Source organism: Phenylobacterium sp. (assembly GCF_036402295.1).
Lineage (GTDB): Bacteria > Pseudomonadota > Alphaproteobacteria > Caulobacterales > Caulobacteraceae > Phenylobacterium.
Genome location: NZ_DASWTE010000336.1, coordinates 1 through 12,785, shown reverse-complemented (window position 1 = coordinate 12,785; position 12,785 = coordinate 1). Strand labels below are relative to the sequence as shown.

Sequence of the window (12,785 nt, the reverse complement as noted above, 5' to 3'; positions counted from 1 at the left end):
ATATCCTTCACGTTCAGCCGCACGGGCGCGAGGTCGCCGTGCCAGCCCACCGCGTCCAGCGGGTTGTAGGGGAAGGTCACCGTCGAGACCTGGCCGCGCTTCTTCACCTCGACCCGGTAGTCGCCCGGCTGGTCCTGGTGGGCGCGGAAGGCGCCGTCCATCGTGGGGGTCTCCAGCATCGCCGGGTCGAACTGGGCGTGGCCGCCCATCAGGCCGCGGTCGGGCAGCTTGTAGTGGGTGTTCACCGCCTCGATCATCAGGATCGCGGTGGGCTCGGCGGGCGAGAGCCGCCACATGGTCCCGCGCGGCAGGTAAAGGTAGTCGCCGGCCGAATAGCTCAGCCGGCCGTAATCGCAGAACAGGTCCCCTTCGCCCTGGTGCACGAACAGGAGCTGGTCGCCGTCGGCGTTGCGGGCCAGCGCCGGCATCGCCTGGGCCAGCTTCCAGAAGCGGACCTCAGTCGCCTTGTTGTGCAGCACGACCCCCGCCGCCCACGGCGACGGCTCGGCGGCGTTCAACCGGGCGAGGTCGAAAGCACGCGGCCGCAAGGGGCCTTCGAACTTCACCCACCCGGTGGGTGGACGCCGGTGGTGCAGGAAGGCCGCGGGGCCGAAGAAGCCCTCCTTCGACACCTCGCGCTCGTAGGTGCCTTCCGGCAGGTCGGCGTGCGCCTGCCGCGAGTGCGTCCCCTCCGCGCCCCGCACGGGAATCCAGTCACCCTTCGCCATTTCAGGTCTCGTCCTTGTAGATGCCCACGACCAGCGGCTCGCCGTCGGCGATGCGGGCCCGGTACATGCCCGAGGTGTTGAAGCTCCACGCCATGGCCCCGTCCGGCGCCACTGCGATCACGCCGCCCGCGCCGCCCAGCGCCGTCAGCTGCTCCTGGACCACGCGGTCGGCGGCGGCCTGCAGCGGCAGGCGCGCATGCTCGACCAGGTCGCAGATGCGGTGCGCGACGCCCAGGCGGATGAAGTATTCGCCCGCGCCGGTGCACGAGACCGCGCAGGCGGTGTTGGACGCATAGGTCCCGGCGCCGATCAGGGGTGAGTCGCCCACCCGGCCCCAGCGCTTGGCCGTGGTGCCGCCGGTGGACGTGCCGGCCGCCACGTTGCCCTCGCTGTCGCGGGCGACCACGCCGACCGTGCCGTATTTGCCCTCCTCGTGGACCAGGGCGTCACGCCCCTCCGGCTCGGGCGCGCCCACCGGCTTCGGCGGGACCGGCAGGCCGAGCTTGCCCAGCCCACGCTCCAGGCTCTTCCACCGCTCCTCGGTGAAGAAGAAGACGGGCTCGACCTGCTCCAGCCCCTGGCTGCGGGCGAAGGCGTCGGCGCCCTCGCCGCCCAGCAGCACGTGCGCCGAGCCCTCGATCACGGCTCGCGCCGCCGAGATCGGGTGGCGCGTCGTGGTCAGGCCCGCGACCGCACCGGCCTCCAGCGTGCGGCCGTCCATGAGCGAGGCGTCCAGCTCATTGCGGCCCTCGGCCGTGAAGGCGGCGCCGCGGCCCGCGTTGAACAGCGGATCGTCCTCGAGGATCTGGATTGCCGCCTCGACCGCGTCCATCGCCGAGCCGCCGGCCCGCAGCACCGCGGCGCCCGCCGTGGCCGCGGCGGCCATCGCCTCTCGGTAGGCTGCGTCCTGCTGGGGATTGAGGTCGCCGCGCGCGATGGCGCCCGCGCCGCCGTGGGCGACCAGGGCCCACTTCGGCTGCGTCGATTGCGCCATGGCTCAGTCCTTTGCGGGCAGCACGCCCCGGCGGATCTGATCGAGTTCGATGCTTTCGAACAAGGCCTTGAAGTTGCCCTCGCCGAAGCCCTCGTTGCCCTTGCGCTGGATCAGCTCGAAGAAGATCGGGCCGATCATGTTCTCGGTGAAGATCTGCAGCAGCAGGCCCTGGCCCTCGCTGGGAGCGCCGTCGATCAGGATCCGGTCGGCGCGCAGGCGGTTCACGTTCTCGCCGTGGCCCGGCAGGCGCGCGTCGATGCCGTCGAAGTAGGTGTCGATGGTGTCCTGGAACTTCACGCCCCGCTCGCGCATCGTCTCGACCGACTCGAAGATGTCGCCGGTCCCGAGCGCGATGTGCTGGATGCCCTCGCCCTTGTAGTCCTTGAGGAACTCCTCGATCTGCGAGTGCTCGTCCTGGCTCTCGTTCAGCGGGATGCGGATCTTGCCGTCCGGGCTGGTCATCGCCTTCGAGATCAGGGCCGTCTGCTTGCCCTCGATGTCGAAGTAGCGGATCTCGCGGAAATTGAAGATGCGCTCGTAGAACTCGGCCCACTTGGCCATCTGGCCGCGGTGCACGTTGTGGGTCAGGTGGTCGAGGTACGTCAGGCCCACCGCGTTCTTGTCGACCATCGCCTCGGCGCCCTCGATGGGCACGAAGTCGACGTCGTAGATCTCCTGCGCGCCGTAGCGGTCGACGAGGTAGAGGTTCGAGCCGCCGATCCCCTCGATGGCCGGGATGTTCAGCTCCATCGGGCCGACCGGGCCCTGCACAGGCTTAGCGCCCCGCTCGACAGCGAGCTTGAAGGCCTTGGCGGCGTCGCGCACGCGGAAGGCCATGGCGTTGGCGGAGGGGCCGTGGACCTCGCGGAACTCGGCCGCCTGGCCCTGGGGCTCCATGTTGAGGATGAAGTTGATGTCGCCCTGGCGGAAGCGCAGCACATTCTTCGAGCGGTGCTTGGCCACCGCGGTGAAGCCCATCTTCTCAAACAGGTCCTTCAGCCGCTCGGGCTCGGGCGAGGTGAACTCCACGAACTCGAACCCGTCGGTGCCCAACGGGTTGTCGAACAGGTCGCGGGTGGGGGCGGCGGTCTGAACGGTCATGAGGTCCTCCTCGTCGGAGCCATGTAGTATCATATGAAACTATATGGCGGTAGAGCCCGCGTGGTCAGAAACGCGCGAACCGCCTCCCCGACTCTGGCGCCCGGCTTAACGACATTCTGGGCGGGCGCTGCTAGGCAGGCGTTCGGATTCGACCAGGACGCCCGATGTTCCGAAAGTTGTACGAGTGGACGATGCGGCTGGCCGGCACGCGCCAGGCGCCCGCAGCCCTGGCCGCCATCTCCTTCGCCGAGAGCTCGTTCTTCCCGATCCCGCCCGACGTGATGCTGGCGCCGATGGTGCTGGCGCGGCGGGACAAGGCGTTCCTCTACGCCGGCATCTGCACCCTCGCCTCGGTCTTCGGCGGCCTGCTGGGCTATGCGATCGGCGTCTGGCTGGCGCCGCTCGGGCAGACCATCCTCAGGATCTTCGGCCATCCCGAGGGCGAGGCCGAGTTCCGCGCCTGGTTCGACCAGTGGGGCCTGTGGGTCATCCTGATCAAGGGCGCGACGCCGATCCCCTACAAGCTCGTGACCATCACCGCCGGCCTGGCGCGCTTCGACCTCTTCACCTTCGTCTGGGCCTCGGTGCTGACGCGCGGCGTCCGCTTCTTCCTGGTGGCGACCATCCTGAAATACTTCGGCGAGGCCATGCTGAAGGAGTTCGAGAAGCGGCTGAACCTCTACAGCGTGATCCTGCTGCTGCTGATCGTCGGCGGGATCGTCGCGCTCAAGTTCGTTTTCTAACGCCGCGCCATACGCCATAAGGACGGGCCGATGACGAACGTGCTTCGACCTTTCCTCGACCGCTGGCGGCTCGTCGCCGTCCTGGTCGCCGCCGCGATGCTGGCTACGGCCCACGCTTTCGAGACCTTCGGCGGCTACGCCCCCTGCACGCTCTGCCTGCGCCAGCGCGAGGTCTACTGGACCATCCTGGGCCTGGGCGCGGCGTTCATGGTGCTGGTACGGCTGCCCGGCGGCCCGCGCTGGCGCGAGGCCACCTGCTGGGTGCTCGGGCTGGCCTTCCTGGTGGGGTTCGGCGTGGCCGTCTACCACGCGGGCGCGGAGTGGAAGTTCTGGCCGGGGCCCGAGGCTTGCGCCGCGGCGGGCGGCGGGTTCGACCCCGCTAACCTTTCCGCCGCCCTGGACGAGAAGATCCGCCCGCCGGCCTGCGACGAGGCCCCCTGGGTGTTCGCCGGCCTCTCGATGGCCGGCTGGAACGCGGTGATCTCGCTGGGCCTCGCGGGCCTGAGCGTGCTGGCCGCCCTGCGCGAGCGGAGCAAGGGATGAGCGCCAAGCCGATCCCGCCTCGCCCCGGCCGCGGCGCCCAGGCCGCCCGCCTCGCCGAAATCCTGCGGGTGGACCACGCCGGCGAGCTCGCCGCCGTCCAGATCTACCGCGGCCAGCGCGCGGTGATGGGCGCGGCCGCCGGCCAGACGCGGCTCGCGGGCCACTTCGCCGAACTGGAAGCACAGGAGGCCGAGCACCTCGCCCGCTTCGACAAGCTGCTGACCGAGCGGCGCGTCCGCCCGACGGCGCTGGCGCCGGTCTGGCGGCTGGCCGGCTTCGCGCTGGGCGCCGGCACCGCGCTCCTGGGCGAGAAGGCGGCGCACGCCTGCACCGAGGCCGTGGAGACGGTGATCGAGGGCCACTACGCCGACCAGATCGCCGAGCTGGCCGACCGCGACCCCGCACTGGCCGCGGAGCTCAGCAAGTTCCGCGACGAGGAGCTGGCGCACCGCGATCAGGCCGTCGAGGAAGGCGCGCGCGAGGCCCCCGGCTACGGGCTGCTCTCGGCCGTGATCGGCGCCGGCTGCCGCGTCGCCATCAAGATCAGCGAAAAGGTCTAGGCCGCGCGGGGAAACCGCGCCCCGCCCGGTTCCAGCGGCAGGTCCAGGCCGCGACAGACGTAGGCCACGGTGCGGTAGAAGCCGCAGAGCAGCAGCACCTCCAGCACCTGGTCTTCGTCGTAGTGGGCCCGTAGCGCCGCGAACTCCGGGTCGTCGAGCGCCGCGCGGTTGTGCAGCGCCTCGGCCGCCGCCAGCAGCGCCCGCTCGGCCGGGCTCCAGACCGGCGCCGCCGAGCCGCCGTGCACCGTCGCGGCGATCTCGTCCGGCGTCAGTTTCGCGGCGGCGGCGAAGGCGGTGATGTGGACGCCCCACTCGTACTCGGCCCCAGCCAGCGCGCAGGTGCGGTCGATCACCAGCTCGCGGTCCCGCAGGCTGAGCGGCCCGCGGTCCAGCAGCGAGCCGCCGCGGAACTTCGCCCAGGCCCGCGGGCTCTTCGCCAAGGTGCGGAACAGCACCAGCGGCGGCGCGCCCCGCATGATGGCGTCGAAATGCCCCTGCACGTCGTCCGGATACGGGGGGGCCAATGGCGCGATCCTTGGCATCGCTTCGCCTCCTTGCTACATTTTCGATAGCATTCACGCTACGTTTTCCGTAACACGAGTCAAGCCATGACCGATCCCCGCCCTGTCCGCGGCTCACGTACCGGACGGCCGATCATGGCGCTGCTCGACATCATGGGCCGCCGCTGGACGCTGCGGATCCTCTGGGAGCTCAGGGACGGCCCGCTCACCGCCCGCGCGTTGCGCGCCGCCTGCGACGAGGCCTCCCCCACGGTGCTGCAGGCCCGCCTCGCCGAGCTGCGCAACGCCGGCCTCGTCGACCACGCCGCCGGCCGCGGCTACGGCCTGACCGGCCTCGGCGACGAGTTCCTGGCGGCCTTCACCCCACTCTACGGCTTTGCCGACCGCTGGGCCGCCGCCACAAAACCGGGGACAACCACGACGGGTTGAGGCGACTCAAAAAAACATCCGCTATGGAGTCGTCAGGTCCGATTAGTTCTGCTTTTGTTCATGTCAGGGAGTCTTCAAATGGCGGACGGAAGCAGACATCACCTGACGCGCGACTGGACGTACGGGGACGCCCGGTTGGGCTGGGCCACGGCGGCGCGGTCGAGCCTGTGGGCGCGGTGCGGATGCGGGCGCGAGGCGGCGGTCGATCCCCGCCCCTGGCTGGCCCAGGGCCTCAGTCGCCAGACCCTGCATGACCTCGAGCACCGCCTGCGCTGCGTTTGTGGCGCCCGCCAGGCGACGCTGGAGATCCGCGGCCTGGCCGAAGCGCCCGGCGGCGGGGCCGGCGGCATCCACATCTTCCGCTAGGCAGGCGCCCCAGGCGGAAGGTGCGGCTCCCCGCCTTGGGGGGAGAGTGGGGGGAGCCGCGTTCCGAACGCCTTACTGTGGCGCGCCGGGGTCGCCGACGGGGGTTTGGGGGAGGGAAGGACCCCGCGTCGCTGCGACAGCCTCACGATGGAGGCCCGGTGTGTCCGGGATAGGGCTTGCCGGTGACCGAACGGTATCCAAATGCGATTTGCCTGTGGCGGTCGGACTCGCGACCGCCACAAAGCCCAGGCCCTGGGGCGGCTGTTGCCGGAACATTTCAGCGGCGCCGCGGGCATGGCCATCAGGGCCGTGGATCGGCGTGGCACATTGGCGGACCTCACGGAAAAGGAGTTCCGCCCCAATGATGCGACCCACGATGCTGGCGCTGGCCCTTGCGCCGACCCTGCTGGTCACCGCGGCGGCCGCCCAGCCGGCCCCGCCACGCGGTCCCCACGGTGCGCCACAGGCCGAGATGAAGGCCCACCACGAGGCCATGAAGAAGCAGCACATGGAGGACCTGAAGACGGTCCTGCGTCTGCGTCCCGACCAGGAAGCCGCACTCGCCGCCTTCGCCGCCTCGCACGAGCCGAAGACCTTCGAGCGCCGCCTGCCCAACCCCGGCTCGCTCACCACGCCGCAGCGGCTGGACGAAATGGCCAAGGTCGAGGCCGAGATGGCCGCTCACCACAAGGCGTCGCGCGAGGCGCTGGCCAAGTTCTACGCCGCGCTCTCGCCCGACCAGCAGAAGGTGTTCGACGCCCTGCATCGCCTGCAGGGACACGGCGGCGGCCATGGCGGCCGGCGCATGATGGTCCACGGTCCCGGCGGCCCGATGGGCCACGGCCCCGGTATGATCATGATGCGCCGCCATGGGCCGAGCGGCCCTGACGGGTCCCATGACGGACCCCACGACGGACCGGACGACGAATGACCCGCGCTGATCGGTCCGCCTGCGCGATTGTGGCGAAGTCGCTATGACGGCGCCACAGTTGGCTGGGAGAGGACCCGCCATGACGCTCGCCCCCTCGGTGCTGCCCGCGCGCCACATCCTGGTGGTCGACGACGACACCGAGCTGCGCGAGCAGATCGTGGCCTACCTCACCGATCACGGCTTCCAGGTCCACGCCGCGGCCGACGCCAAGGCGATGGACCGGGCGCTCTCCGCCGCGCCCATCGACCTGGTGGTGCTGGACCTGATGCTGCCGGGCGAGGACGGCCTCTCCATCTGCCGCCGCCTCTCGGCCGACGGCGGGCCGGCGATCATCATGGTCAGCGCCATGGGCGAGGAGATCGACCGCGTGCTGGGCCTCGAGCTGGGCGCCGACGACTACCTGGCCAAGCCCTGCAGCCCGCGCGAGCTCCTCGCGCGCGTGCGCGCGGTGTTTCGGAGACTGGAGGAGGTCCGCGGCGGCGCGCCCAAACGCGGCAAGGCCTACCAGTTCCAGGGCTTCGTCGTGGACGCGTTGCGCCGCCAGCTTCGCGCCCCCAACGGCACCACCATCCTGCTGACCTCGGGCGAGTTCTCGCTGCTGTCGGCGTTCCTCGACCACCCGCAACGGATCCTGTCGCGCGACCAGCTGCTGGACATCGCCCGCGGCAACGACGCCGACGTCTTCGACCGCGCCGTCGACGTGCAGATCAGCCGCCTGCGCCGCAAGCTGCACGCCTGCTCGGACGGCGAGATCATCAAGACCGTGCGCGGCGCCGGCTACATGTTCGACGTGGCGGTCACCCGTCCATGACTGCGAAGCCTGGGCGTCCCAGGCTGTCGATCGGCCTCCAGCTCGTCCTCCTGATCCTGGCCTGCCTTGCGGCGACCCACGTGGTGGTGTTCGCCGCCATTGCCGTCCTGCCGCCGCCGCGGCCGCCGATCTACCGGCTGAGCGAGATCGCCGGCGCCTTGCAGGGCGGACCACTGGAGACCCGGTTCGGCCGGCCCATGGTGCGCTCGATCGAAGCGACGGCGCCGGCGCTCCGGTCTGAGCGGGGCCGCCGCAGCGGACGGGCCGGCGAGGCCCTGGCCGTCACCCTCGGCCGGCCGCGCGCCGAGGTCCGCTTCGCGCCCGTCCCGCCCTCGGCCGTCGAGCGCATGTTCCGCCCCGAGCGGGGTTTCCAGATCGTCTTCGCCCACCGCGCGCGCCTGGGCGACGGACCCCCGCCCCCGCCACCCCCGCCGCCGGCGCCAGGCCCCGAGCGGTTCGAGATCCCCCTGCCCCCGCCGCACGCATTCCATGCGCGCGAGCGTGAGATGGTCCTGGGCGACTTCACGGCCGCGCTTCGGCGACCCGACGGGCGCTGGACCGTCGTGCGTTCCACGCCCGAGCCCTTCCCGACCGAGTGGCAGAAGCGCGCGGGCCTGATCCTGCTGGCCGGTTTCGTCGTGGTGGCGCCGGCGGGCCTGCTGTTCGCCCGCCGCATCACCGCGCCGCTCAAGCGCTTCTCCGAGGCCGCCGAGCGCCTCGGCCGCGACCCGCACGCCCCGCCCGTCACCCTCGCCGGCCCAGCCGAGATCGGCGCGGCGGCCGAAGCGTTCAACAACATGCAGGCGCGCCTGCGCCGCTACATCGACGACCGCACCGCCACCCTGGGCGCCATCAGCCACGACCTGCGCACGCCGCTCTCGCGGATCCGCTTCAAGCTGGAGGGCGCCGACCCCAAGGTGCGCGACGCCGTGCTCTCCGACGTCGCCCAGATGGAGCAGATGATCCAGGGCGTGCTCACCCTCATCCGCGACGAGTCCACGCCGCGCACGCGGGAGAAGCTTGACCTGCTCTCCCTGGTGGAGTGCGTGGCCGACGACGCGGCGATGGTCGGCGGCGACGTCGAGATCCTGGCCGGCCAGCCGATCACCGTGGAGGGCGATCCCGTCGCCCTGCAGCGGATGTTCGTGAACCTCGTCGACAACGCGGTGAAGTACGCCGGCCAGGCCCGCCTCCGCGTCAGCCACGCCGACGGCCACGCGGTCGTCGACGTCATCGACGAGGGCCCGGGCCTCTCGGACGCGGACCGCGAGAAGGTGTTCCAACCGTTCTACCGCGTCGACGCCGCCCGCAACCTCGACGACGGCGGCATGGGCCTGGGCCTCCCCATCGCCCGCTCCACCGCCCGCGCCCACGGCGGCGACGTCGAGCTGCTACCGACGGCGAAGGGCCTCGTCGCCAGGGTCACGCTGCCGGCGGCGTAGGACCGCGCGCCAGCGTCGCAGGCCGCAAACTATCGACACTTATCGTGTCACTATATATAAAGCCCTCACCGAACGCCGACGGCGCGGGGGAGGACGACATGAAGCTGCGCACCTGGCTGGCGGCCGGCGCGATCACCCTGGCGGCGGCCGGCGGCCTCGCCTATGCGAACCGCCTCGAGATCCTGGCCATGGCCGCGCGCGCGCAGCGGCCCGACGTCGCGCCCAACCGCCCGGTCGCCTGGGCGCAGGGGCCGGCGGCGGCGCCGACCGGCGAGCGCCCGCCGAACGTGATCCTGATCCTCGCCGACGACCTCGGCTACAACGACATCAGCCTGAACGGCGGCGGTGTGGCGAACGGCGCCGTGCTCACGCCGGCGATCGACTCCATCGGCCGCGACGGGGCGGTTTTCGACAACGGCTATGCCGCGAACGCCACCTGCGCCCCCTCGCGCGCCGCGCTGCTCACCGGCCGCAACGCCACGCGTTTCGGCTTCGAGTTCACCCCGGCGCCGGTGGCCTTCGAGCGCATGGTGGGCACGCAGGCCGAGCCCGGCGCCCTGGTGAAGCCGAGGTTCTTCCCCGACCGGCTGAAGGACATGCCGCCCGGCAGCACCGAGCGCGGCCCGCAGGCCGTGGACGTGCTCAGCATGCCCGCCGCCGAGGTCACCCTGGCCGAGGTGCTCAAGACCCGCGGCTACCACACGGTCCACCTCGGCAAGTGGCACCTTGGCGGCAAGAAGGGCTCGCGGCCCGAGGACCAGGGCTTCGACGAGAGCCTGGGATTCATGGCCGGCGCGGCGCTGTTCCTGCCCGAGAACGACAAGGGCGTCGTCAACTCCAAGCAGGACTGGGACGCCATCGACCGCTTCCTGTGGCCGAACCTGACCTACGCCGTGCAGTTCAACGGCTCGCCGCTGTTCGAGCCCAAGGGCTACATGACCGACTACCTCGCCGACGAGGCGGTGAAGGCCATCAAGGCCAACAGGAACCGTCCGTTCTTCATGTACTTCGCGCCCAACGCCATCCACACGCCGCTGCAGGCCAAGAAGGCAGACTACGACGCCCTGCCCGGCATCAAGGACCACCGCCTGCGCGTCTACGGCGCGATGACGCGGAACCTCGACGCCAACGTCGCCCGTATCCTGCAGGCGCTGAAGGACGAGGGCCTCGACCAGAACACCCTCGTCGTCTTCACCACCGACAACGGCGGGGCCAGCTACATCGGCCTGCCCGAGGTGAACCGGCCCTACCGCGGCTTCAAGTCCACCTTCTTCGAGGGCGGCATCCACGCCCCGTTCCTGATGCGTTGGCCCGCGAAGGTCCCAGCGGGCTTGCGTTACGCCCACCCCGTCGGCCACGTGGACATCTTCTCGACCGCCGCCGCGGCCGCCGGCGCGACCGTCCCCGCCGACCGCAAGATCGACGGCGTCGACCTGACGCCCTTCGTCACCGGCCAGGCCCAGGGCCGCCCGCACCAGGCGCTCTACTGGCGCTCGGGCCAGTACAAGGCCGTCCGCGACGGCGACTGGAAGCTCCAGGTCAGCGAGGCGCAGAACAAGGTCTGGCTGCACGACCTGTCCGTCGATCCCACCGAGAAGCGCGACCTCTCCGCCGCCCAGCCCGCCGTTGTGGCGCGCCTGCGGGCCCAGCTCCGCGCCGAGGACGCCGCCAGCGCCAAGGCCATCTGGCCGTCGCTGCTGCAGGCGCCGGTCTTCGTCGACGAGCCTGGCGGCCGGAAGCACAAAGCGGGCGCCGAGTACGTCCTCTGGGACAACTGAGGACGGCCCCCTTCACCCACGACGTTCAAATTGGAGTCAGAACCCCTCGCCCGGCTTCGTGCGGATGTTCAGCTGGCCCGCGAGCCCCGCCTTCCGATGGTGCTCGATCGCATGCATGGCCGGCGACGTCGCCATCGCCTGGAACGCCGCCAGCGACGGATACTCGGCGAGCGCCACCACGTCCCACAGCTCCTCGACGTCGCCTAGCAGCAGCCCGCTCACCTGGCCCTGGTAGCGGATCTTGCCGCCCAGCCCCTCGATCAGCCTGCGCACCTCGGCGCCGTAGCGGGCGTAGGCCTCGGCCCCGCTGAGGTGGCTGTCCGACCCGTCTTCGTACTCGGCCCTCGCTTTGAACTTCAGCAGGTTGACCATCACGAAAGGCCCGTCCTCGGGCGCGCCGAAGAAGCCCATGGCCTGCTCCGGCGACGGCATCACCGCATTTTCGACCTTCATGACACGCTCCTGATATAATGGCACTATGCGTGTCACTATATCCGTCCGTCAAGCTACTCGACAGCCGCTGCGCCGCCGCGCGACAGTCCGTCCGATGACTCGCGCTCCCACCCGCCCCGCCGAGACGGACGTCGCCGACGGTCGCCGACGGCGCGGGCAGGACAACCGCGCCCGCATCGTGGCCGCCATGATGGAGATCGTTCACGCAGGCGACGTCGCCCCCAGCGCAGAGCAGGTGGCTGCACGCGCAGACGTGGGCCTGCGCACCGTCTTCCGCCACTTCCAGGACATGGACAGCCTCTATCGCGAGATCGCCGCCGTCGTGGGGGCCGAAGTGCGCACCGTGTTCGCCCGCCCGCTCACCGGCGAGACCTGGCAGGCGCGGCTCGTCGAGCGGATCAGCCGCCTCGCCCTGGCCTACGAGAAGATGGCTCCCTACAAGCGCGCCGCCGACGCCTTCAAGCACCGCTCGAAGTTCCTGGGCACCGACTACGCCAAGCTGGTGCAGGAGCTACGCGAGGTGCTGGAGCGCGACCTGCCCCGCGAGTTCGCCCGCGACCGTGTGGAGGCCCTCGACCTCCTGCTCAGCTTCGAGGCCTGGGCGCGCCTGCGCAACGAACAGGGTCTTACACCGCGCCGGGCGCAAGCCGTGGTCGAAGCCGCGGTCCGCACCCTCATCGCCTGAGGCGGAACCGCCTGGGCCGGTGGCAATTCATCTCCAGCAGGAGATCGCCATGCAGCCACTCGAATTGCTCTACGGCCTGGGCGCCCTCGTCCTCCTGGCCGCACTGGTCTGGGGCATCGTCCAGTACAAGACCCGCAACAAGGCCAACGACCCCCTCACCGAGGCCGCCACCCGGGAAGAGTACGACCACCCCGAGACCTACGAGCAGAAACAGGACGAGTTCAAGGAGCAGGTCCGGCCATCCTGAGCCGGCCTTCCCCGGGGTCACCGACGAGCCGCCCGGCCATGGACTTTGCGGTCGGAGCGGCGCAATAGCGGCGCGTGGCGCGGTGGGCCTTGGCCCTTCGCGTTGCAATGCGCGCCGAAGCCTTCGGGCTTAAACGGGAACGCAGTAGGAGCCTCCGGGCCCTGATCTGCGGCTGTCCCTGCAACTGTGAGCGGCGAGCGCATGGACCGTGGCGGAAGCCTCCGCCAGCCACTGGGCCCTCCGGCCTGGGAAGGTAGGGCCCGTGTCGCTGTGACCCGCGAGCCAGGAAACCGGTCGGTGCGTGTCGCTCGAGTCTTGGGGCAGTGGACCTCCAGGGCGCGGATCTCCGTCTGAGCGACGACGAGAAACGGCGAGGGCCGTTTCGACCGACCGGACGGCCCGCTCAAGCGTCCACGTCCGCCGGCCCGTCGACCTCAGCGCGAGCCCGCGCCG

At 70.9% G+C, this 12,785-nt stretch carries 16 protein-coding genes and 1 riboswitch; of the genes, 11 read left to right on the top strand and 5 right to left on the bottom strand.

Translation table 11 applies throughout. The annotated features are described in order from the left end of the window. The 3 genes from VGD44_RS19915 to hppD all read right to left on the bottom strand — a co-directional run. Nucleotides 1–728 (bottom strand): homogentisate 1,2-dioxygenase (locus tag VGD44_RS19915; protein ID WP_331090123.1); only part of this gene is annotated, 728 nt, incomplete at its 3' end. Between the two features lies 1 nt (nt 729). Continuing rightward, the gene (locus tag VGD44_RS19910) at nt 730–1,722 is read right to left on the bottom strand and encodes an isoaspartyl peptidase/L-asparaginase (RefSeq protein WP_331090122.1); all 993 of its coding nucleotides are present in this window, start codon (nt 1,720–1,722) and stop codon (nt 730–732) included. Nucleotides 1,723–1,725: 3 nt separating this feature from the next. After that, nucleotides 1,726–2,823, bottom strand: coding sequence for a 4-hydroxyphenylpyruvate dioxygenase (gene hppD / locus VGD44_RS19905; RefSeq protein ID WP_331090121.1), 1,098 nt, complete (start codon nt 2,821–2,823; stop codon nt 1,726–1,728). A 164-nt stretch (nt 2,824–2,987) separates the two neighbouring features. Between hppD and VGD44_RS19900 the strand changes: the two genes are divergently transcribed. Genes VGD44_RS19900 through VGD44_RS19890 form a run of 3 tightly spaced genes read left to right on the top strand, consistent with a single transcriptional unit; the run spans nt 2,988 to nt 4,669 of the window. Next, a complete protein-coding gene (locus tag VGD44_RS19900) occupies nt 2,988–3,566 on the top strand; it encodes a YqaA family protein (RefSeq protein ID WP_331090120.1) in 579 nt (192 codons plus the stop codon). Between the two features lie 30 nt (nt 3,567–3,596). After that, nucleotides 3,597–4,109 carry a disulfide bond formation protein B gene (locus VGD44_RS19895; protein ID WP_331090119.1) on the top strand — a complete coding sequence of 171 codons (513 nt, stop codon included), beginning with the start codon at nt 3,597–3,599 and terminating at the stop codon, nt 4,107–4,109. Next, nucleotides 4,106–4,669, top strand: coding sequence for a demethoxyubiquinone hydroxylase family protein (locus VGD44_RS19890; RefSeq protein ID WP_331090118.1), 564 nt, complete (start codon nt 4,106–4,108; stop codon nt 4,667–4,669). Before VGD44_RS19895 ends, VGD44_RS19890 begins: the two co-directional genes overlap by 4 nt. Here the strand turns inward: VGD44_RS19890 and VGD44_RS19885 are convergent. Continuing rightward, nucleotides 4,666–5,211, bottom strand: coding sequence for a carboxymuconolactone decarboxylase family protein (locus VGD44_RS19885; protein ID WP_331090117.1), 546 nt, complete (start codon nt 5,209–5,211; stop codon nt 4,666–4,668). The two genes, VGD44_RS19890 and VGD44_RS19885, sit on opposite strands and share 4 nt — an antisense overlap. Nucleotides 5,212–5,277: 66 nt before the next feature. Here VGD44_RS19885 and VGD44_RS19880 point away from each other — a divergent pair, with 66 nt between their 5' ends. The 6 genes from VGD44_RS19880 (at nt 5,278) to VGD44_RS19855 (ending at nt 10,947) form a co-directional block, all read left to right on the top strand. Continuing rightward, nucleotides 5,278–5,619 carry a helix-turn-helix domain-containing protein gene (locus tag VGD44_RS19880; protein WP_331090116.1) on the top strand — a complete coding sequence of 114 codons (342 nt, stop codon included), beginning with the start codon at nt 5,278–5,280 and terminating at the stop codon, nt 5,617–5,619. 78 nt (nt 5,620–5,697) lie between these two features. Further along, the gene (locus VGD44_RS19875) at nt 5,698–5,985 is read left to right on the top strand and encodes a hypothetical protein (RefSeq protein ID WP_331090115.1); all 288 of its coding nucleotides are present in this window, start codon (nt 5,698–5,700) and stop codon (nt 5,983–5,985) included. 364 nt (nt 5,986–6,349) lie between these two features. Next, a complete protein-coding gene (locus tag VGD44_RS19870) occupies nt 6,350–6,916 on the top strand; it encodes a Spy/CpxP family protein refolding chaperone (RefSeq protein ID WP_331090114.1) in 567 nt (188 codons plus the stop codon). Between the two features lie 79 nt (nt 6,917–6,995). Continuing rightward, a complete protein-coding gene (locus VGD44_RS19865) occupies nt 6,996–7,727 on the top strand; it encodes a response regulator (protein WP_331090113.1) in 732 nt (243 codons plus the stop codon). After that, nucleotides 7,724–9,169: a HAMP domain-containing sensor histidine kinase gene (locus tag VGD44_RS19860; protein WP_331090112.1), complete on the top strand. Its 1,446-nt coding sequence runs from the start codon at nt 7,724–7,726 to the stop codon at nt 9,167–9,169. The genes VGD44_RS19865 and VGD44_RS19860 overlap by 4 nt, the downstream gene beginning before the upstream one ends. A gap of 98 nt (nt 9,170–9,267) precedes the next feature. Beyond that, nucleotides 9,268–10,947 (top strand): sulfatase-like hydrolase/transferase, encoded by a 1,680-nt coding sequence (locus VGD44_RS19855; protein WP_331090111.1) that lies wholly within the window; start codon nt 9,268–9,270, stop codon nt 10,945–10,947. Nucleotides 10,948–10,983: 36 nt separating this feature from the next. Here VGD44_RS19855 and VGD44_RS19850 read toward each other — a convergent pair whose 3' ends face one another. After that, a complete protein-coding gene (locus VGD44_RS19850; RefSeq protein ID WP_331090110.1) occupies nt 10,984–11,400 on the bottom strand; it encodes a DUF1330 domain-containing protein in 417 nt (138 codons plus the stop codon). A gap of 94 nt (nt 11,401–11,494) precedes the next feature. On the opposite strand from VGD44_RS19850, the gene VGD44_RS19845 reads away from it, so the two are divergent. Both VGD44_RS19845 and VGD44_RS19840 read left to right on the top strand, forming a co-directional pair. Next, a complete protein-coding gene (locus VGD44_RS19845; protein ID WP_331090109.1) occupies nt 11,495–12,085 on the top strand; it encodes a TetR/AcrR family transcriptional regulator in 591 nt (196 codons plus the stop codon). A gap of 49 nt (nt 12,086–12,134) precedes the next feature. Further along, a complete protein-coding gene (locus tag VGD44_RS19840; RefSeq protein WP_331090108.1) occupies nt 12,135–12,332 on the top strand; it encodes a hypothetical protein in 198 nt (65 codons plus the stop codon). 98 nt (nt 12,333–12,430) lie between these two features. Next, nucleotides 12,431–12,645, top strand: a riboswitch (cobalamin riboswitch). Nucleotides 12,646–12,785: the final 140 nt, after the last annotated feature.